The organism is Micromonospora sp. NBC_00362, assembly GCF_026342155.1.
GTDB classification, from domain to species: Bacteria; Actinomycetota; Actinomycetes; order Mycobacteriales; family Micromonosporaceae; genus Micromonospora; species Micromonospora hortensis.
Genome location: NZ_JAPENH010000001.1, coordinates 6,517,239 through 6,535,866, shown reverse-complemented (window position 1 = coordinate 6,535,866; position 18,628 = coordinate 6,517,239). Strand labels below are relative to the sequence as shown.

Sequence of the window (18,628 nt, the reverse complement as noted above, 5' to 3'; positions counted from 1 at the left end):
CCATCAAGATCACGCTCGAACCAGGATGTAGTGGCCACGGAACGCCGGGAAGCCACTACATCCGGGATGTTGCGCGATCTTGGTGACTCAAGCTCGGCGATGGCGACGTTTGGCCGGGCATCGGCGGGTGGGTGGGCCTGACGAGGGGTCAGCGTGGGGTGGGCGTACCCGTTGCGGCCAGACCGGCCGGGACCTCGCCGGCGGATGCGGCGTCGGGGGCCTCGGCGGGTGTCCCGGCAGCGGTGGCGAGAGCGGCGGTGGCGGCCTCGGCACGGGCACGGCGGGTACGGCGTAGGGCGCGTACGGCCAACACCAGGGCGGCCAGCCAGCCGACGGCGAGCAGGGCGTACAGGGCGGGGCGGGCCGGGCCGTCCAGTTCGGCGGAGCGGATCAGGGTGCGGGCGTTGGTCAGCACGATCACGCCGCCGACTGCCGCGCCGAGCAGTTGGGCAGGCACGATTCGCACCAGCCAGGCGGCCAGTGGGGCGGCGATGAGGCCGCCGATGAGCAGTGCGGCGACGGTGGGGAGCAGGAATCCCTCCGAGCCCAGCCCGATCAGGAAGCCGATGCTGGCCGCGCCGGCCACGACGAACTCGGCGGTGTCCACCGAGCCGATCACCTTGCGGGGTTCCATGCGGCCGGAGACCAGCAGCGCGGGGGTGGCCACCGGGCCCCATCCGCCGCCGCCGGTCGCGTCGACGAAGCCGGCGACCAGGCCCAGGGGGCCGAGGAAACGGCCGCGGAGCCGTCCGCCGACCCGGTCGGTGCGCAGTGGTCGGGCGAAGCGGATCAGGAGGTACGCGCCGAGCGTGAAGAGGATGCCGGCCATCCATGGTGCGGCGGCCTCGGTGGAGATCGAGCTGAGCAGTGTGGCGCCGGCGAAGGCGCCGATAGCGCCGGGGAGGGCGATGCGGGTCACCACCCGCCAGTCGACGTTGCCGAACCGCCAGTGCGCGAACCCGGCGGCGAGCGTGGTGCCGATCTCGGCCAGGTGCACCGAGGCCGAGGCTGCGGCCGGGGCGACCCCGGCGACCAGCAGCAATGTGGACGAGGTCAAGCCGTATGCCATGCCGAGCGAACCATCGATCAGTTGCGCGACGAGCCCGACCAGAGCGAGGACCAACAGCTTGCGCACGAGCGCCCCCAGACTTTTCGGCATCTCCTATCGACTTGGTCGACAATGCGGGATGGGGCAGCCGGGGTCAAGCCCCCGATCGGTGGATGGGACGCGGCCGGGCGGTGCGCCGGGTCAGCGGCCGGTGACGCAAGGCCGGGAACCGAGCGGCGGCAATCCCGGGCGCGCAGGACGAGGGACGAGGCGACGCCAGGCCGGAAACCCAGCGGGCACGCAGAGCCGGAGGCCAGGCGATGCCAGGCCGAAAGCCAGCCGGCACGCAGCGCCACCAGCCAGGCGATGCCAGGCCGAAAGCCAGCCGGCACGCAGCGCCACCAGCCAGGCGATGCCAGGCCGAAAGCCAGCCGGCACGCAGCGCCACCAGCCAGGCGATGCCAGGCCGAAAGCCAGCCGGCACGCAGCGCCACCAGCCAGGCGATGCCAGGCCGAAAGCCAGCCGGCACGCAGGCCGGCAGGCAGGCAGGCCGGCAGGCCGGCAGGCAGGCAGGCAGGCAGGCAGGCCGGCAGGCAGGCAGGCAGGCCGGCAGGCAGGCCGGCAGGCAGGCAGGCAGGCCGGCAGGCAGGCAGGCAGGCCGGCAGGCAGGCAGGCAGGCAGGGTCAGGTGACGCCAAGCCGGAAGCCTGGCCGGCGTACGGGTCCACGCGAGGCAGGCGGCGACCAGGTGACGTAGAGCCGGGGAGGTGAGCCGGAGCTCAGATCCAGGCGCGCGGGTCGGCGGCCAGCTCGGTGACCCGCGCGGGCAGGGTGCCGGCGGCCACGTCGGCGACGCTGACCAGCTCCAGGATCTCCCGCTCGCTTGCCCGTAGCGCGATCCAGACCTCCTGAAGAGCGTGCGCCGGGCCGTGGTAGCCGAGCTGCTCGGGGCGCTGCCCGCGTACGTGGGCGAGGGGCCCGTCGATCACCCGGATGACCTCGGCGAGGGAGATCTCCTCGGCGGGGCGGGCCAGCCAGTAGCCGCCCTCCGGGCCACGCTGGGCGTGCACGATGCCGCCTCGGCGCAGCTGAAGAAGGATGCTCTCCAGGAACTTCGGCGGGATCTCCTGGGCGCGGGCGATCTGGTCGGCCGTCACCGGCCGGCCGCGCCCGGGGCCGCTGGCCGTCGCGGCAAGCTCGGCGGCCGCGCGGAGGGCATAGTCGACCCGAGCGGAGAGGCGCATGTCGGCAAGGTTAGTCGCTGGTCAACCGGGCGGGCGGGCGACCCTCGGCCGATCGGCCACGCATCGATGGGAAGTAGCGCCGCTGGCGCCCGTCCGGACCGCCGGCCGGAACCGATGAACGGCCGCCGGTGGGGACCGGTGAAGTGCGTCATGATCCACCGTACGGTGGCGGCCGAAATGCCGGTCCGGAGCGTCCCTATGCTGGGCGTGAGTACGAATGTCTGGCCGTTTACCCGGCCGCCAGCAACATATTGATAAACACCCGGGCGCGCTCGGGGGGAAGGCAACACGATGACCGATATCGCCACACGTACCTGGGACGGCATGACCATCCCGGTGGCCGGCACCTATCTTCTCGATCAGGCGCACAAGCGGATCGGTTTCCTGTCCCGGCACATGATGGTGAGCCCGGTGCGCGGCGAGTTCGCCGAGGCCACGGCGGAGATTTTCGTGGCGGAGGACCCGTTGCTCTCCTCGGTGACGGCCACCATCAGGTCGGCCAGCATCACCACCGGGAGCGTCGACCGGGACACGCATCTGAAGAGTGCCGACTTCCTCGACGTGGAGCGTTTCCCCACCCTCGAATATCGAAGCACCGGCATTAAATGGCACGGCAACGAGGACCCGATATTCCAGTGGGCACGTCTGCGCAACCATCGGTTGGGCGGACGAGGCCGAAGTCACATTGTTCCGCCGCAGTCCGACGGTATTCCCGGACGATTCGTCCTCACCGGTGAGTTGACAGTGAAGGGGATCACCCGGGCCGTCGACCTGGAGGTGAATTTTGGTGGTGCTCGCCAGGATCCGTACGGGCAGAACATCTTCGGGTTCAGCGCGACGGCCGAGATGAACCGTGAGGACTACGGCCTGCTCTGGAATGTCGCCCTGGAGAGCGGCGGGGTGCTGGTCGGCAAGACGGTGCAGATCGAGATCGCCGGCGAAGCGATCTACCAGGCCTGAAACCACGTCATCCCCGCCAGCTGCCTGGCGGGGACGAGCGACGACTACTCGGCGGAGACGAGCCGGAGCGTCAGGCGCCGACGCGGCGCAGCAGACCCTCCTGGACGGCGCTGGCGATCTGCTGGCCGTCAGTGGTGAACATCCGGCCGGTGGCCAGCCCACGCGCGCCGGACGCCGACGGGCTCAGGCAGTCGTAGAGGAACCACTCGTCGGCCCGGAACGGCCGGTGGAACCACAGCGCGTGGTCCAGGCTCGCGCCGACCAACCCGCCCGGCCCCCACACCTCGCCGTGCGCGGAGAGCACCGAGTCCAGCAGGGTGAGGTCCGAGGCGTAGGTGAGAGCGCAGGCGTGCAGCAGGGGGTCGTCGGGCAGTTTGCCGTCGATACGCATCCAGACGCGCTGGTGCGGGTCGGCGGGCCGGTCGCCGGGGCGGACCCAGCCGGGCTCACCCACGTAGCGCACGTCGATCGGTCGCGGGATCTGGCCCCAGATGCCCAGCCGCTCCGGGTAGCGGGAGAGCCGGTCGGTCATCGTCGGCACGTCCTGCGGCGGGGGTACGTCCAGCGGGGCCGGGGCCTGGTGGTCCAGCCCCTCCTCGGCCCGCTGGAAGGACGCCGACATGAAGAAGATCGGCTTGCCGTGCTGGAGGGCGACCGCGCGGCGGACCGAGAAGGACCGGCCGTCGCGGATGTTCTCCACCTCGTACGCGATCGGTTCGACCGGGTCGCCGGGGCGGACGAAGTAGCCGTGCAGCGAGTGCACGAACCGCTCCGGGTCGACGGTGCGGCCGGCGGCGACCAGGGCCTGACCGGCGACCTGGCCGCCGTACACCCGTTGTGGACCGACCGGGGGGCTCATCCCCCGGAAGGTCATCTCGCCGGTCGGGTCGAGGTCCAGCACTTCCAGCAGCTGGTCCACCGCCGCCTGGCCGACCGCGACCCGACCGTCGCTCACTGCAGGGCCCGCGCCGACGCGGCGTCGACCAGCGAGCCGAGCTGGTGTACGCGCAGCGTGTTGGTCGAGCCGGGGGTGCCGGGCGGGCTACCGGCCACGATCACCACGTAGTCACCGGGGTTGGCCCGGTCGAGGCCGAGCAGCGCCTGGTCGACCTGGCGGAACATGTCGTCGGTGTGCTGCACGAACGGCATCAGGAAGGTCTCCACGCCCCAGGTGAGGGCGAGCTGGTCGCGCACCTCGGGGACCGGCGTGAAGGCCAGCAGCGGCAGGTCGCAGTGCAGGCGGGACAGCCGTCGCACGGTGTCGCCGGTCTGCGAGAAGGCGACGAGGGCCTTGGCGTTGATGGCCCGGGCGATCGACGAGGCGGCGACGGTGAGGGCGCCACCGTGGGTACGCGGGTCGTGCTGCAAGCGCGGCACGCCGATGGATCCGGCCTCGGTGGTCGTCACGATCTTGGCCATGGTGCTGACGGTGAGCACCGGGTACTTGCCGACGCTGGTCTCGCCGGAGAGCATCACCGCGTCCGCGCCGTCGAGCACGGCGTTGGCGACGTCGGAGGCCTCCGCCCGGGTGGGGCGGGAGTTCTCGATCATGGAGTCGAGCATCTGGGTGGCCACGATGACGGGCTTGGCGTTCTCCCGGCACAGCTGCACGGCGCGCTTCTGCACCAGCGGGACCTCGTCCAGCGGCATCTCGACACCGAGGTCACCGCGGGCGACCATGACGCCGTCGAAGGCCAGCACGATGGCCTCCAGGTGCTCCACCGCCTCCGGCTTCTCGACCTTGGCGAGCACCGGGCGGAACACACCCTCCTCGGCCATGATGTTGTGGACGAGCTTGATGTCCTCGGCGGAGCGGACGAAGGAGAGCGCGACCAGGTCGACGCCGAGACCCAGGGAGAAGCGCAGGTCCTCGGCGTCCTTGTCCGACATGGCGGGCACGCTGACCGCCACGTTGGGCAGCGACACGCCCTTGTTGTTGGAGACCGGGCCGCCCTCGGTGACGAGGCAGCGGATGTCGTTGCCGGTGACGTCGGTGACCTCGACGGCGACCCGACCGTCGTCGATCAGCAGCCGGTCGCCGGGCTTCACCTCGTGGGGCAGCTTCGTATAGGTGCAGGAGACCCGCTCCTTGGTGCCGATGACGTCGTCGCCGGTGATCACGACCGAGTCACCGGTGCGCCACTCGTGCGGGCCGTCGGCGAACCGACCGAGCCGGATCTTGGGGCCTTGCAGGTCGGCGAGGACGGCGACCGGCTTACCTGTTGCCTCCGACGCCTCCCGGACCAGTCGGTAGACCGCCTCGTGGTCGGCGTGGCTGCCGTGGCTGAAGTTGAGCCTCGCCACGTTCATGCCGGCCTCGACGAGACCCCGGATGCGCTCCGGGGACGAGGTGGCGGGACCAAGAGTGCAGACGATCTTCGCGCGGCGTGTCACGCCCATCAGGCTAGTCTCTCCTTCAGGTCGGACTCGGGGCCGACCCCTTGCAGGCAGTGGAACAGGTGTCCAACGACGCGCGGTGCGCGTCGGGCCGGCGGGCGGAACCGCACCGGGAACGTTGTGGCGACGGGCATCAGCGACCGCGCGCCGGGAATCGTACGCCTCTGTTGGCGTGCGCTGTCGGGGTGCTCCCGGCGGCGGGTCACCGCGGGTGCCCCAAGGGCGGCAGGCGGCGGCTCGTTTCGGATGCTCCGTGGCCGCGGGCGGCAGCTCACTCCGGGTGCTCCGGGGGTGGCAGGGTGGGCACCGCGTGCAGCAGGTAGCGGGGGTCGTAGCGGCGCTTGGCGTGGCGCAGCCGCGCCCAGTTCGCGCCGTAGGCGAGTCGGACCCGGTCGGTTTCCTCCGGGGCGAGCAGGTTGGGGTAACCACCGGGCAGGGCGTGCGGGGCGAGCGCCGCCGAGGCCCGCTCGGCCCACTCGCGGTGCGGGCCGGCCTGGTCGCCGGGCGCCCACACCGCGATGATCTCGGCCATCAGGTGATCGGTGCGCAGCCCGAACGCCGTGTCGGCGGGTCGGACCCGGGTGGCCGCGCCGTGGAAGTGGTGCACGGCCAGCGCGGAGAACGGCGAGGTGACCTGCCGGGCCGCGTCGACGAGCGTGTCCACCGTGCCGTCGGTGAGCGCTGGCAACCACCGGGTCCGCAGCAGGTAGTGGTTGCCGTCGACCATCCCACCGTCGAACATCCGCAGCGCGTCCGCGTACGGCATCGGGCCGATCTGGTCGACCAGCGGGGTGCCCAGCGCGCGCAGCCGGTCGATCCACGGCGCCCCGGCATCCAGGTCGGAGCCGCTGTAGAACGGGCAGACGAAGATCACCGGCTCGCCGGCCGGGCCGGGCAGGAAGCCGGCCATCACTGTCAGCTCGTCCGGCGCCTCGGCGACCAGCGCGCCGTAGCCGCGCAGCACGGCCGGCGCCTCGGAGAGCGCGAACATGATCATGCCGGCCAGCACGCCGGGCAGCCGGTGCGCGCGGAAGCGCAGCTCGGTGACGATGCCGAGGTTGCCACCGCCCCCACGCAGCGCCCAGTACAGCTCGGCGTCGTGCCGGGCGTCGGCGGTGACCCGGCGGCCGTCGGCGAGAACCACCTCCGCGCCGAGCAGGCTGTCCAGCGCCAGACCGAACCGGCCGCACAGCGGGCCGTACCCGCCGGCGAGGGTGAGCCCGGCCATCCCCACGGCGCCGACCACGCCGGTGGGGACCACCAGGTCGTACGGGCGGGCGGCGGCGAGCAGCTCGGCCGCCGTGGTGCCGCCGCCGATGGTCACCGTTGCCGCGTCCGGGTCGACCCGAACGGAGCGCAGCCCGGTCAGATCGAGCGCCAGAGCGCCGTCGCGCAGCGCCCGGCCGGCCCAGTCGTGCCCTCCGGAGCGGACCGAGAGGGGCAGGTGACACCGGTTGGCGATGCGGACCGCCTCGGCCACCTCGTCGGCGTCCTGGCACCTGGCGACCAGCGCGGGCGTGCGCGCCACAGCGCCGTTCCAGAGCCGGGTGGTGGTGGCGTAATTGGGATCGCCCGGCTCGTGCAGCCGGTCGCCGAGCAGGGCACGCAGTCGGGCGGCGGCCGACGCGACATCGGGGGTGGCGGCGGAGATCATGGCGACTCCTCGACCGGGGCCGACCCACGACACCGGGTACGCCCCGGCGGCGGCCCGCGCTGGGCGCGACCGTAACACCGGCAGGCGGGCGAGCGCCGTCACCATCACGACAGCCACCGATGGAGCCGCGGCTCAGCTGCCCGCCTTGACCAGCGGGAACTCCAGGGAGCCCGCCGGGCACAGGAAGGTCAGCACCTCCACCCGGTAGAGCCCGGCCTGCACCGCCGGGTCGGCCTCCAGCACGCTGCGGACATCGTCGACGCTGCCGGTACGGGCCAGCCCGAAGCCGATCGGCGGATCCGGCTCGCGCGCCGGCCCGTCCACCGAGCCGGCGACAAGGACGATGCCGCGTCGCTGCAACGCCTGCATGTGTTCGGCGTGCTCGGCCTGCAACCGCTGCACGGTTTCCGCGGGCAGGGCCCGCCCGGCCGCGCCGGGATAGATCACGATGCACTCGTACGTGTCGAGCGCGAAGTTGACCTGCGGCACTCCCATGGGTGCTCCCTTCGCCGTCGCGCCGGAACGCACCGGCTCCGGCCAGCGTCGCACGGACACCCCGGTCGTACCGGGCGCTTCCCGGCAACTCGGTTCGGCGCGCTGACGGCGTGTCAGCGCCCACAGTCGGCCGACCGGCGGCATGGCGGCGAGGTTCCGGGGGATGATCCATCGGTGGCGGGTGGGCTCTTCATGCCCGCGCTGTCCACGCCCGCCACGACGAGACGATTGGGGATCGGGCAATGGCGACAAACATCAGTGAGCAGCCCGCGAAGGCGTCCGGCACGTACCGGATCGGTGGCGATGTCACAGTCAACCGGCTCGGCTACGGGGCCATGCAGATCACCGGCCCGGGTGTCTGGGGTGACCCGAAGGACCCGGCCGAGGCGGTTCGCGTGCTGCGCCGTGCGGTCGAGCTGGGCGTGACGTTCATCGACACCGCCGACTCGTACGGGCCGTTCGTGTCGGAGTTGCTGATCCGGGAGGCGCTGCACCCGTACGCCGATGACCTGGTGATCGCGACCAAGGCCGGGCTGAGCCGCTCCGGCCCCGGCGACTGGCGTGCGCTGGGCCGCCCGGAGTACCTGCGCCAGCAGTGCGAGCTGAGCCTGCGTCACCTCGGCCTGGACAGCATCCCGCTGTACCAGCTGCACCGGATCGACCCGAAGGTGCCGCTCGCCGACCAGCTCGGTGAGCTGGCCCTGCTGCGCGAGGAAGGCAAGATCCAGCACATCGGGCTGTCCGAGGTGAGCGTCGCGCAGATCGAGGAGTCCCGGGCGATCACCACGATCGCGTCGGTGCAGAACCTGTACAACCTCGCCAACCGCAGCGCCGAGGACGTGCTGGAGTTCTGCGAGCGTAACGACCTCGCGTTCATCCCGTGGTTCCCGATCGCCACCGGTGAGCTGGCCCGCCCGGGTGGCCCGCTGGACGCCATCTCCACCGCGCACGGCGCGTCGCCAGCGCAGCTTGCGCTGGCCTGGCTGCTGCGCCGCTCGCCGGTGATGCTGCCGATCCCGGGCACGTCCTCGGTGGCGCACCTGGAGGAGAACGTGGGCGCGGCCGACGTGCGGCTCACCGACGACGAGTTCGAGGCGCTCGCCAAGGCGAGCTGACCAGCCGCTCCGGACGCCGTCGGGTCAGCCGGCGGCGTCCGGACCCGGGCTCCCGGGAGCCGTCGTGGTCAGTCGACGGCGTTCGGGCCAGGATCTCGGGCGGCGCGTAGCGCCTCGGTCGCCTGGGCCAGCAGGCGAGCGGAGTCGGTGCGCCCGCTGACCTGTAGTTCCACCTCGGTGTCCCCGGTCTGGATCCGGATGCTGGCCTCGGTGCGCTGCTGGTCCACCCAGGACTGCAACAGGTTGAACAGCCCCGGAAGCAACCCCTGGGCGAGCACCGCGATGATCACCGCGTCGCTGAAGCCCGGCCGGCCTCCGCCGCCGCCGGCCGGGCGGACTCCCGGCCGGTACTCGGGGCGGCGGTGGATCCACGTCAGCAGGTCGACCGACGGGGGCTGCCGCTGCCGGGGGTTGATGGTCAGCCGGACGGGCAGCCGGGCTGCGGTGTCGCTGTCGGTCACTGTCTGTCTCCCGGTCAGTCGGCGGCGGGTCGGAACGACACGTCGTCCCCGTCGGCGGTGGCGACGCCCGTGACGGTGAACGCGTTGTCGTCCTTGAACGGTGAGCTGCCGCCGAAGTAGGTGGTAGTGCCACTGGCCTCCACCCTGCCCTGGGTCTCGGTCGGGGTGGAGACCTGGGCGCTGGCCGGGCCGGTGAGTTCGACGGCGAGCTTCGGGTACTCCAGGATCTTCCAGGTGATCTTCTGGGTGGCGCCGCCGTAGTAGCGGAACGGGCAGCCCGGCGGGACGGCGACGGTCTGCTTGGCGCACTCGTCCAACCAGGCGCGTACCTGCGCCTCGACGGCCTCGGTCGCCGCCGGCTTGAGCACCGGCGCCAGTTGCAGGACGGCGGCGGTCTCCCCCGGGCCGACCAGCATTGTCGTGCTCGGCGTCTCGCTGAGCGCGCTGGACGGGCCGGTAGCGGTGTAGCCGCCGGGCAACAGCACTAGCGGGGCGCCCTCGGTAGCGACCGGCAGCTCCACCCCGTTGAGCCGTACCCCGGGGTCGGCGATCGCGGCGTTGAGCGGGGTCGGACCGCCGCTCAACCGCCAGCCGTGGAACAGGCCGGCGGTGCTCTCGTCCTCGCGGCGCAGGGTGAGGGTGGTGGTCTCTCTCGCGTCACCCAGCCGGTACGCCACAGTGGCGGTGGCGCTGTCACCGTCGCGCTCCAGCTTGCTAATCTCGACGTCGGTCGGTGGTTGGTAGCCCTTGCCGCGCAGCAGTTGAGCGAGCAGCCTGGTGTCGGCGTCGCTGCCCTGGTCGGTCAGGTAGCCGAGCGCGGCGTCGCTGTCCCGGTCGGCGAGCGCATCGAAGTAGCCGTCGATCGCCGCCTGGGGCCGGAAGAACGCCCACTGCACCACGCCGAGTCCGCTGGTGCCGAGGCAGGCGACCACTGTGAGGGCGCCGACCAGCAGCCAGGTGCGGCGGGTGCCGACCGGGCGGGCGGAGTTGAACAGCCCGTCGACTGTCACAGGCTGGCCCGCCCCGGCGGGCGCACCGGTCAGCGACGCGCGCTCCAACGCGTCGAGCCGCAGCTCGTGCGGCGGGTGGGTGGCGCAGACCGCCTCGTCCCAGCCGCTGCGCCCGGTCTCGAAGGACAGCCGCCGTTCCAGGATGCGCCGCAGGCCGTCGACGTGGCCGGTGAGCACGGCGCCGAGGTCGGCCCGGTACTCCGCAGCCCGCACGTCACGGGCGTGCAGCGGCAGCACCACGTACCGCATGGTGAGCAGCACCGGCCAGAAGAACACGAAGACCACGAAGTTCGTGCCCGGGTGCGGGAACGTCCGCATCAGCCAGGTCGGCAGGGCGTGCGCGAGGGTCAGCGGCAGGCCGACACCGCGGACGAAGGCGCTGGTGATCTCGTCGCCGGTGCGCCAGTGCACCAGCTCGTGGCTGAGCAGCGCGGCCACCTCGTCGTCCGGTTCGGTCAGCACGGCGGTGGTGACCACCACGTGTCGGGCGTAGGTGCGGGCGTTGCTCAGGACCGGGTCGTCCTCCATGAGCAGCCGGGGCACGCTGGGCAGGCCGAGCCGTCGGGCGCAGTCGTCGAGAATGGGGCGCAGCCGCGCGTACTCGCGACGGCTGGGCTGGCGCGCGCCCGAAACCACCAGCAGGCGGGGTTCGAGCAGCACCCGGTAGAGCGTGTACAGGACCCCGATCAGCGCCGCCGCGGCGACAGTGCCGATCAGGCCGGTGAGCAGCGCGAAGGGCTCGTCGGCGACGCCCATCCAGGGCAGGGCCAGCACGGCGAGGAAGCCGACCAGGAAGCCGATGGCGAAACCGGCGACGCCGCCGAGCAACCCGCCGGAGCGGGTCAGGAACGCCTCGACCAGGGAGCCGATGAGCGGGGCGTCGCGCAGCACCTGGGGCACCTGGTCGTCGGCGCCGGTCCCGACGGCGAAGAGCCCGACGATGCCGAACGTGAGGCCGCCCCAGAACGCCAGGAGCAGCGCGACGGGCAGGTAGAACCAGGTGGCGAGGAACGCGCCGAGCACGCCGCGCCAGTCCCGCAGGATCCCGGCACGCAGCCAGACCAGCGCGCTGGGGTAGCCCGGTGGGCGGTCGGCGAACCCGCCGGTGGGCGGCGGCGTGTCGGCCGACGGCGGTTGGGCGGCCCGGACGTCGAGCTGCGGCACGGTCGGCGGGGTGTTCTCCGGCGGCACTGCGGGCGGCTCGGCCATGAGACCTGCTCCTTCTCGGAGGATGGCGTCCACTGTCGGGATTGGACAGCCGGAGCAGGCTATCGAGGACATCTGATGTCTGCCACACCGTTGGGAGGGATCGTCGCGCACCCGACACTCACCGTCGCGGGTCCGGTGCGGCGGCCCCCTCCGGGGCCGCCGCACCGGAGCGGATCAGAGCGCGAGGCAGTTGGGTCGCACCGGGCCGTCGACCAGGGCGCCGCGCACGATGGTGTACGCCGTGCCGTCGAGCACCAGACCGAGGTGCCCCACCACCCGCAGCGGGCAGTACGCCTGGATCAGCACGTTCGTCGCGCCGTCGTTGACGGCGGCGTTTCCGGTCGGCCGGACCAACTCGTCCTGCAGGGTGCGGATGGTGGTGTAGCGCACCGCGCCCGGGGTGTCGTCGCCGGCGTTGAGGTCGGCGAGGAACGCCGAGCCGATGGTCATCTGTTGGCAGGCCACGACGCCGGCGCAGCTGCCCAGACCCAGGAACGCCACGAGGTTGGCGACGTACGTGCCGTACTGCGGTGTGCCCAGGCTGACGTAGCGGCCGACGGTGGTGGTGCCGCCGAGCCGCTTGAGGTAGTAGCGGCTGACCAGGCCCCCTTCGGAGTGGGCGACGACGTCGACGCTCGCCGCGCCGGTGCTGGCGCGGACCTGGTTGACGTAGCCGGCGAACGCGCGGGCCGAGGTGGGGATGTCACCGAGGCCCAGTCCGGGCAGCTGGTAGATGAAGGTGCGGTAGCCGTCGGCGCGCAGGCGGGCGGCGATCGGCTCGTACGCGACGGCGACGCCGCTGAGCCCGCCGACCACGATGACGGGGTTGGCCGCCGCGGCGGCGAAGGGTGTGGTGGGGGCGGCGGTGGCCGGGACGGGATCGGCGGGGGCGGCGGTCGCCGTGGCGGTGGACGCGAGCAGCGCGGCGGTGGCGAGGGCCAGGACGAGGGCGGTCTTTCGGAGCAGCATCGCTGCACCTCCGGGGGAGGCACCCGGCGAACCGGGCAGGTGGGTGGGGGTGTCCGGTCGACCGTGCGACGATCATCCCCGCAACAATTCAGAAACGTCAATGACTTGTTACGCGCCGGTAACCCGTTGTTCCGGCGGAGGCGTAAACGGTCATACCGTCACGCTCCATATCGGACGCCCAACGCCGACTGGCATGCTGTGGCCGTGGCTGTCGACGAACCCACCGAGCGCGAGCTGCGGGTGATGCCGTGGTGGCTGGTCCTGGTCGGCCTGCTGGTCGCCATCGCCCTGGGTTGGCTGGTGCTCGACCTGCTGCTCACCGAAGCCGACCGGGCCAGCCAACCCGACACCCGCGCCACACTGCGCATCGACGCGATCCGCACCGGCCTGACCGTCGTCGCCGGCACCGGAGGAGGGCTCGCGCTGCTACTCGCTGCCCGCCGCCAGTGGATCACCGAACGCGCGCAGCGGCACCAGGAGAGCGTCGCCGCACGGGACGAGGTGCACCGGGACCGGGTGCAGGCGCACGCCGAGGCGGTGGCCGAGGCCGCGCAGCGCCACCAGGACCGGCAGTCCGGGGCCGCCGAGCACGACGCGGCGGAGCGCCGACTGACCGAGCTGTACACCCGGGCGGTCGAGCTGCTCGGCAACGACAGCGCTGCGGTACGCCTCGGCGGCCTGCACGCGTTGGAGCGCCTCGGTCAGGACAACCCGGGGCAGCGCCCGACGATCGCGGCGGTGCTCTGCGCGTACCTGCGGATGCCGGCGCCAAACGGCGAGCCGCGCGAGACGGAGGTCCGACGCAGCGCGCAGCGCGTGCTCACCCGGCACCTGCGCGCGGACGACGCGGCGCACTGGCCGGAGCTGAGGCTCGACCTGGCCGGCGCCACGCTCGTCGACTTCGACGCCGCCGGCTGCACGCTCGTCGACGCGACCTTCACCGAGGCGGTGTTCACCGGTACGACCACCTTCGCGGGCGCGACGGCGCGCGGGCGTCTCCTGCTCGGGGCGGCGACCTTCGGTGACGTGGTCTTCGAACGGTTCCTGGCCGAGGACGAGGTCATGCTCGACGGCGTTCGCGTCGGCGGCGAGATCAACGTCGATGACGCCGCGTTTGTCGGCGGCCTGTCCTGCCGGCGAGCCAGCTTCACCGGCCCGACCTCGTTCTGCCGGGTGACCTTCGGCCAGCCGACCAGCTTCGACGCCACCCGCTTCGAGGACGCGGCCACGTTCCGGGACGCCGTCTTCGACGGCGCCCTGTCGATGGAGCACACCGAGTTCGGTCGGTCGGCCACCTTCCACTCGGTCCGTTTCACGAACATGGCGCTGTTCCGCTGGACGGTGTTCGGCGCGGAGGCACTGTTCGACAGGGCCCGCTTCGTCGACGCCGCGAACTTCGGCCGGGCCCGGTTCCACAGCATGGCCAGCTTCCGTGACACGCAGTTCAGCCGGCCACCTCAGGTCGAGCAGGCCCGGGCGCTGGCCGACAGTGGTCACCGTTGGCCGGCGGGCACGACAGTGGAACGCCTCGACGACGAGTGGCTGCTGCTGGTCGACCGCTGACCGGCCGGACGGTCGTCAGCGTGGCGTGGCGGGCAGGGCCGTCAGCGTGGCGTGGCTGGCGGGCGCAGGCCGTCCAGGGCCACGCCGAGGACCCTGTCACGCTGCTCGGGTGACGGGAACTGGGCCATGGTGAGACCACTGATCAGCCGCACCACGTCGTCGAAACCGATGTCGTTCCGGACCACCCCGGCGGCCTGTGCGCGACGCATCAGCGGCTCACCGGCGGAGAAGATCTCCGCCCGGCAGCTGGTGAAGATCTCGGAGTCGTGCAGCAGTTGCTCGGCGAGCGCCCGCTTGGTGGCGACGTAGGCGACGAAGCGGTGCAGCCAGGCGACGAGCGCGTCCCAGGGTGGCAGCTCGGCCAGCCCTTCGGCGGAGTGGCACAGCGCCCGGACCTCCTCGACGTAGACGGCCTCGAACAGGTGCCGGCGGGTCGGGAAGTTGCGGTAGAGCGTGCCGATGCCCACGCCGGCCCTGCGGGCCACGTCCTCCAGGGAGGCGGCGGCGCCGTTCTCGGCGAACGCCTCACGTGCCGCCGCGATCAGGGCGTCGTAGTTACGCCGCGCGTCGGCCCGCTTGGGCCGCTGGGCGAAGACCTCGGGCGCCTGCCCCGCACTGGTCATGACGTGCGTCACCTCACTCTACTTGCATCCGGAGGATGCCCTCCGCTAGCTTAGCGGAGGCACCCCTCCGGAATCCCGGAGGCCTGCCTCCGGTTACTCTACCTCGGGACCCGCCCGATCGCCGCCTGGCCACCCGATCGCCCGGACCCCGACAGACCACCCCGTCGCAGACGACGGGCGACAAGACTTCATTCCCGTACGTAATCAGGGAGCTTTCTCTCGTGGCAGTGACCTCCCGACGCAGCTCGCGTCGGCTCACCTTCACCGTGCTCGCGGCCGGCGCCGGGTTCTTCGCGATGCTCCAGTCGCTGATCACCCCGGTGCTGCCGACCATCCAGCAGGACCTGCACACCTCCCAGAACACAGTGACCTGGGTCCTGACCGCCTACCTGCTCAGCGCGTCGATCTTCACGCCGATCCTCGGACGCGTCGGCGACATGGTCGGCAAGGAGCGGATGCTCGTCGTCTCGCTCGCCGCCCTCGCCCTCGGCTGCCTGCTGGCCGCCATCGCGCCGAACATCGGCATCCTCATCCTCGCCCGGGTCGTGCAGGGCATCGGCGGAGCGGTCTTCCCCCTGTCCTTCGGCATCATCCGCGACGAGTTCCCGGCCGCACGGGTCTCCACCGCCGTGGCCGCCATCTCGGCGATTGTCGCCGTCGGCGGTGGCCTGGGCATCGTGCTGGCCGGTCCGATCGTCAGCACGCTGGACTACCGCTGGCTGTTCTGGATCCCGATGGTCGTGGTCGGGCTGACCGCCGTGGCCGCGCACCTGTTCGTGCCCGAGTCGCCGGTCCGTACACCCGGTCGCATCGACTGGCGCGCCACACTGCTGCTCTCCGGCTGGCTTGTCGCGTTGCTGCTGCCGATCAGCCAGGGCGCCGCCTGGGGCTGGACCTCCACCCGGGTGCTCGGTCTGCTGGCACTGGCAGTGGTGCTGCTGGTCGGCTGGCTGGTCACCGAACTGCGGTCCAACAACCCGCTGATCGACATGCGGATGATGCGCCTGCCCGGCGTCTGGACCACCAACCTGGTCGCCCTGCTCTACGGCGCGTCGATGTTCTCCATGTACGCGTTCCTCCCGCAGTTCCTGCAGACCCCGACCGCCGCCGGTTACGGCTTCGGCGCGAGCATCAGCCAGGCCGGACTGCTCATGCTCCCGATGGTCAGCGCGATGTTCGTCGCCGGGGTCATCGCCGGGCGACTCCAGGCCGTCTTCAGCGCCAAGGCGCAGCTCGCCACCGGTGCCACCTTCAACGTGGCCGCCTCCGCGATGCTCGCCACCGCACACGACACCCGCTGGGAGGTCGCCATCGCCGGTGGCCTGGTCGGCCTCGGCATCGGCCTGGCCTTCGCGTCGATGGCCAACCTGATCGTCGCCAGCGTGCCGGCCAGCCAGACCGGCGTGGCGACCGGTATGAACGCCAACATCCGCACCATCGGCGGCGCGATCGGCGCGGCAGTGGTCAGCGGCGTGATCACCGCCCACCCGCAGGCCAACGGCCTGCCCCGGGAGGCCGGCTTCACCATGGGGTTTCTCGTCCTCACGGCGATCGCCCTGGCCGCCGCGCTCGCGGCCCTCGCCGTCCCGTCCGCCCGGCGGCCGTCGGCCGGTCGCCGGCCGTCCGCCGCGACGATCGTCGAGTCGGAGCTAGCCGGCGAGTTCGCCACCATGCCAGCGACCCGCTGAGGCAACGTGCAGCAGCCCGGGCGGTTCGCCGCCCGGGCTGCTGCCTGTCCGGGAGTACGCTGGCCGCTCCCCCACCCACCGACAGTCGTCTTTCAGGATGCGCCCATGTCCGAGTTGCTGACCGCCGACCGCATCGAAGAGATCGGCGCCCTCGGCTTCGAGAGCCCCGACCCGGCCACGCTCGTCGCCGAACTGGTGGGCGCCGTCGACGAGGGGCGGGTCGCGGATCCCGCCGACACCGGGTACGCCCTGCTGGTCGCGGCGGACATCCTGGAACAGGCCGGCGACCTGGCCGACGCACTCGCCCTCGCCACCCGCGCCATCGCCGAGCAGCCGGACGACAACGCGTACGCCCGAGCGGTGCGCGGCGGTCTGCTGCTGCGCCTCGACCGGACGGACGAGGGCATGGCCGAGCTGACCGCCCTGCGTCCGCTGCTGGAGACCGACCCCGCGGCCACGTACGTAGTCGACGAACTGGCCGAGTCCGACCGCAGCGACACGGCGTTGGAATGGCTCACCGGGGCACTGGACGCCATCCTGGAACGGACCCGGACCCAACAGCACGAATCCGAGGACGCCCAGGACGAGGCCGCCGCCATGATCTACGGCCTGGCCCAGCGGCGGCACAACCTGCGCGAGGAAATGGGCCTACCCCACGACGATTACGACACCCTCGCCGACCGGCTGCGCGCCGCGAGCACCCACGCGCTCGACGCCCTCGACGACGGCCCGGCGACGCTGCTGTTCTGGCCGCAAGCGGAGTTCACCGCGCTGCTGCTGCGCTGGCCCACCCTCGTCGACAGCTACCCCGCCACCTGGGACGAGCACCGCGCCCAGATCGAACGCGCCCTCGTCGACGCCTCCGGGATGGGCGGCGCCGACCTGGGCGTGGTCGTCGGCACCGTCGCCGACCTGGCTGCCTTCGCCGAACGCACCGGCAGCGACCCCACCAGCGAGGAAACCCTCGACGAGTACGCCGACAGCCTCGACGAGTCGGGCGTGACAGCCTGGCCGCCCGGCCGCAACGACACCTGCTGGTGCGGGTCCGGCGCCAAGTACAAGAAGTGCTGCCTGCCGCGCTCACGCGGCTGACCGTCGCGGGCGCTCTGACCCCGACGTATGGTCGATTCGTCCGTTCGGCTCGACGATGGAGGCGATGGTGTGACCACACACGAGCAGAACGAGACGGTCGAGGACAGCCCGGTCGGCTGGGTCGCCAGCCACATCCGGCGCTACGTGCGGACCGACGGCGCGGATGGGGGCACCTTCCACGGCGTACCCTCGCTGCTGCTCACCACCCGCGGACGCCGATCGGGCACGCTGCGCCGCACGGCCCTGATGTACGGGCGCGACGGCGACAACTACCTGCTGGTGGCGTCCAACGGCGGCGCGGCCACGCACCCCGCCTGGTACCTGAACCTGAGCGCCGACCCGGCGGTGGAGATCCAGGTCGGCGCGGAGCGGATCACGGGCCGGGCCCGGACCGCGACCGGCGAGGAGCGCGTCCGGCTGTGGCCGGTGATGACGAAGGTCTTCCCGACGTACGCCCGCTACGCGAAGGAGACCGACCGCGAGATCCCGGTCGTCGTCATCGAGCAGACGCCTCGGGAAGAATCTCCCGCCAATTGATCTCCGTCACTGCCGGAGAGGGCTAGGGTGACTCCAGGTAAGCACCCACTCCGGCAAGGAGAACCGTCGTGCGCCGCATCATCACCACCATCGCACTACTCGGGCTGTCACTGTTCGTGGTGCTGGCGCCCACCCCGGCCAGCGCGGCAAGTGACGGCGAGGTCACGTCCGCGACCCTGGTCGCGCGCGGCGTCGCCGTGGACGTCAGCGTCGCCGTGACCTGCCAATCCGGCCTGTCCGGTGGCGTCGAGCTGATCATTCGGCAACGGTCGGGCGACAGGGTCGCGTACGCCTCCGGTTGGGGTCCTGTCCACTGCACCGGCCAGCCGCAGATCGCGACCGGGCGGGCGTGGGTGGAGGGTGGCGGCCTCGTCATCAAGCCCGGTGTGGCCCTGATCAGCGGAGGCTTCGACCTGTGCGGCGACGTGGGCTGTGGCGGACCGCGGTTCGAACAGACGTTCCGCATCACCCGCTGAACCGGCAAGTCGAGGGCTCCAGTCAGGAAAGCGGATGGCCGGAAGGTCGCCGCCATCGCCGTACGCCTTGACCTCGCTGGTCAACAC

17 protein-coding genes are annotated in these 18,628 nt (G+C 72.0%); 7 read left to right on the top strand and 10 right to left on the bottom strand.

Annotated elements, in window-relative coordinates; translation table 11 throughout:
- Nucleotides 1-148: 148 nt before the first annotated feature.
- Together OG992_RS30235 and OG992_RS30230 are read right to left on the bottom strand one after the other, a co-directional pair.
- Nucleotides 149-1,135: a sulfite exporter TauE/SafE family protein gene (locus tag OG992_RS30235; protein WP_266305300.1), complete on the bottom strand. Its 987-nt coding sequence runs from the start codon at nucleotides 1,133-1,135 to the stop codon at nucleotides 149-151.
- 692 nt (nucleotides 1,136-1,827) lie between these two features.
- Nucleotides 1,828-2,292 carry an Rrf2 family transcriptional regulator gene (locus tag OG992_RS30230; protein ID WP_091407884.1) on the bottom strand — a complete coding sequence of 155 codons (465 nt, stop codon included), beginning with the start codon at nucleotides 2,290-2,292 and terminating at the stop codon, nucleotides 1,828-1,830.
- A gap of 291 nt (nucleotides 2,293-2,583) precedes the next feature.
- On the opposite strand from OG992_RS30230, the gene OG992_RS30225 reads away from it, so the two are divergent.
- The gene (locus OG992_RS30225) at nucleotides 2,584-3,252 is read left to right on the top strand and encodes a YceI family protein (RefSeq protein WP_266304920.1); all 669 of its coding nucleotides are present in this window, start codon (nucleotides 2,584-2,586) and stop codon (nucleotides 3,250-3,252) included.
- Nucleotides 3,253-3,322: 70 nt separating this feature from the next.
- Here OG992_RS30225 and OG992_RS30220 read toward each other — a convergent pair whose 3' ends face one another.
- The 4 genes from OG992_RS30220 to OG992_RS30205 form a co-directional block, all read right to left on the bottom strand.
- Nucleotides 3,323-4,207: an acyl-CoA thioesterase II gene (locus OG992_RS30220; RefSeq protein WP_112582692.1), complete on the bottom strand. Its 885-nt coding sequence runs from the start codon at nucleotides 4,205-4,207 to the stop codon at nucleotides 3,323-3,325.
- Entirely contained in the window at nucleotides 4,204-5,652 is a 1,449-nt protein-coding gene (gene pyk, locus OG992_RS30215) for a pyruvate kinase (protein ID WP_210786217.1), read from the bottom strand. Before pyk ends, OG992_RS30220 begins: the two co-directional genes overlap by 4 nt.
- Nucleotides 5,653-5,920: 268 nt before the next feature.
- Entirely contained in the window at nucleotides 5,921-7,303 is a 1,383-nt protein-coding gene (locus OG992_RS30210) for an FAD-binding oxidoreductase (RefSeq protein WP_266304919.1), read from the bottom strand.
- 132 nt (nucleotides 7,304-7,435) lie between these two features.
- Entirely contained in the window at nucleotides 7,436-7,798 is a 363-nt protein-coding gene (locus OG992_RS30205) for a YciI family protein (RefSeq protein WP_091407872.1), read from the bottom strand.
- Nucleotides 7,799-8,040: 242 nt separating this feature from the next.
- Between OG992_RS30205 and OG992_RS30200 the strand changes: the two genes are divergently transcribed.
- The gene (locus OG992_RS30200) at nucleotides 8,041-8,913 is read left to right on the top strand and encodes an aldo/keto reductase (protein ID WP_091407870.1); all 873 of its coding nucleotides are present in this window, start codon (nucleotides 8,041-8,043) and stop codon (nucleotides 8,911-8,913) included.
- 68 nt (nucleotides 8,914-8,981) lie between these two features.
- On the opposite strand, the gene OG992_RS30195 is transcribed toward OG992_RS30200, so the two are convergent.
- From OG992_RS30195 to OG992_RS30185, 3 genes are all read right to left on the bottom strand, one after another.
- On the bottom strand, nucleotides 8,982-9,374 hold the full coding sequence (locus tag OG992_RS30195) for a hypothetical protein (RefSeq protein WP_266304918.1): 393 nt from the start codon (nucleotides 9,372-9,374) through the stop codon (nucleotides 8,982-8,984).
- A gap of 14 nt (nucleotides 9,375-9,388) precedes the next feature.
- On the bottom strand, nucleotides 9,389-11,593 hold the full coding sequence (locus OG992_RS30190; protein WP_266304917.1) for a M48 family metalloprotease: 2,205 nt from the start codon (nucleotides 11,591-11,593) through the stop codon (nucleotides 9,389-9,391).
- A gap of 174 nt (nucleotides 11,594-11,767) precedes the next feature.
- Complete coding sequence (locus OG992_RS30185; protein ID WP_266304916.1) at nucleotides 11,768-12,562, bottom strand: triacylglycerol lipase; 795 nt, start codon at nucleotides 12,560-12,562, stop codon at nucleotides 11,768-11,770.
- A gap of 204 nt (nucleotides 12,563-12,766) precedes the next feature.
- Here OG992_RS30185 and OG992_RS30180 point away from each other — a divergent pair, with 204 nt between their 5' ends.
- A complete protein-coding gene (locus OG992_RS30180) occupies nucleotides 12,767-14,125 on the top strand; it encodes a pentapeptide repeat-containing protein (protein WP_266304915.1) in 1,359 nt (452 codons plus the stop codon).
- A gap of 41 nt (nucleotides 14,126-14,166) precedes the next feature.
- On the opposite strand, the gene OG992_RS30175 is transcribed toward OG992_RS30180, so the two are convergent.
- Nucleotides 14,167-14,748, bottom strand: a complete 582-nt coding sequence (locus tag OG992_RS30175) for a TetR/AcrR family transcriptional regulator (protein ID WP_266304914.1) — start codon at nucleotides 14,746-14,748, stop codon at nucleotides 14,167-14,169.
- 221 nt (nucleotides 14,749-14,969) lie between these two features.
- Between OG992_RS30175 and OG992_RS30170 the strand changes: the two genes are divergently transcribed.
- The 4 genes from OG992_RS30170 to OG992_RS30155 all read left to right on the top strand — a co-directional run bounded on the left by OG992_RS30170 (nucleotide 14,970) and on the right by OG992_RS30155 (nucleotide 18,541).
- Nucleotides 14,970-16,436: an MFS transporter gene (locus OG992_RS30170; protein WP_238686042.1), complete on the top strand. Its 1,467-nt coding sequence runs from the start codon at nucleotides 14,970-14,972 to the stop codon at nucleotides 16,434-16,436.
- Between the two features lie 105 nt (nucleotides 16,437-16,541).
- Complete coding sequence (locus tag OG992_RS30165; RefSeq protein ID WP_266304913.1) at nucleotides 16,542-17,528, top strand: SEC-C metal-binding domain-containing protein; 987 nt, start codon at nucleotides 16,542-16,544, stop codon at nucleotides 17,526-17,528.
- A 69-nt stretch (nucleotides 17,529-17,597) separates the two neighbouring features.
- Nucleotides 17,598-18,065: a nitroreductase family deazaflavin-dependent oxidoreductase gene (locus tag OG992_RS30160; RefSeq protein WP_266304912.1), complete on the top strand. Its 468-nt coding sequence runs from the start codon at nucleotides 17,598-17,600 to the stop codon at nucleotides 18,063-18,065.
- 68 nt (nucleotides 18,066-18,133) lie between these two features.
- Nucleotides 18,134-18,541 carry a hypothetical protein gene (locus tag OG992_RS30155; RefSeq protein WP_238686039.1) on the top strand — a complete coding sequence of 136 codons (408 nt, stop codon included), beginning with the start codon at nucleotides 18,134-18,136 and terminating at the stop codon, nucleotides 18,539-18,541.
- The last annotated feature ends 87 nt before the right edge of the window (nucleotides 18,542-18,628 follow it).

What these genes read in the sequence shown, in the direction of transcription:
- OG992_RS30230 (WP_091407884.1), bottom strand. Translation starts at nt 2,292, where the DNA reads ATGCGCCTCTCCGCTCGGGTCGACTATGCCCTCCGCGCGGCCGCCGAG.
- OG992_RS30225 (WP_266304920.1), top strand. Translation starts at nt 2,584, where the DNA reads ATGACCGATATCGCCACACGTACCTGGGACGGCATGACCATCCCGGTG.
- pyk (WP_210786217.1), bottom strand. Translation starts at nt 5,652, where the DNA reads ATGGGCGTGACACGCCGCGCGAAGATCGTCTGCACTCTTGGTCCCGCC.
- OG992_RS30210 (WP_266304919.1), bottom strand. Translation starts at nt 7,303, where the DNA reads ATGATCTCCGCCGCCACCCCCGATGTCGCGTCGGCCGCCGCCCGACTG.
- OG992_RS30205 (WP_091407872.1), bottom strand. Translation starts at nt 7,798, where the DNA reads ATGGGAGTGCCGCAGGTCAACTTCGCGCTCGACACGTACGAGTGCATC.
- OG992_RS30200 (WP_091407870.1), top strand. Translation starts at nt 8,041, where the DNA reads ATGGCGACAAACATCAGTGAGCAGCCCGCGAAGGCGTCCGGCACGTAC.
- OG992_RS30190 (WP_266304917.1), bottom strand. Translation starts at nt 11,593, where the DNA reads ATGGCCGAGCCGCCCGCAGTGCCGCCGGAGAACACCCCGCCGACCGTG.
- OG992_RS30185 (WP_266304916.1), bottom strand. Translation starts at nt 12,562, where the DNA reads ATGCTGCTCCGAAAGACCGCCCTCGTCCTGGCCCTCGCCACCGCCGCG.
- OG992_RS30175 (WP_266304914.1), bottom strand. Translation starts at nt 14,748, where the DNA reads ATGACCAGTGCGGGGCAGGCGCCCGAGGTCTTCGCCCAGCGGCCCAAG.
- OG992_RS30165 (WP_266304913.1), top strand. Translation starts at nt 16,542, where the DNA reads ATGTCCGAGTTGCTGACCGCCGACCGCATCGAAGAGATCGGCGCCCTC.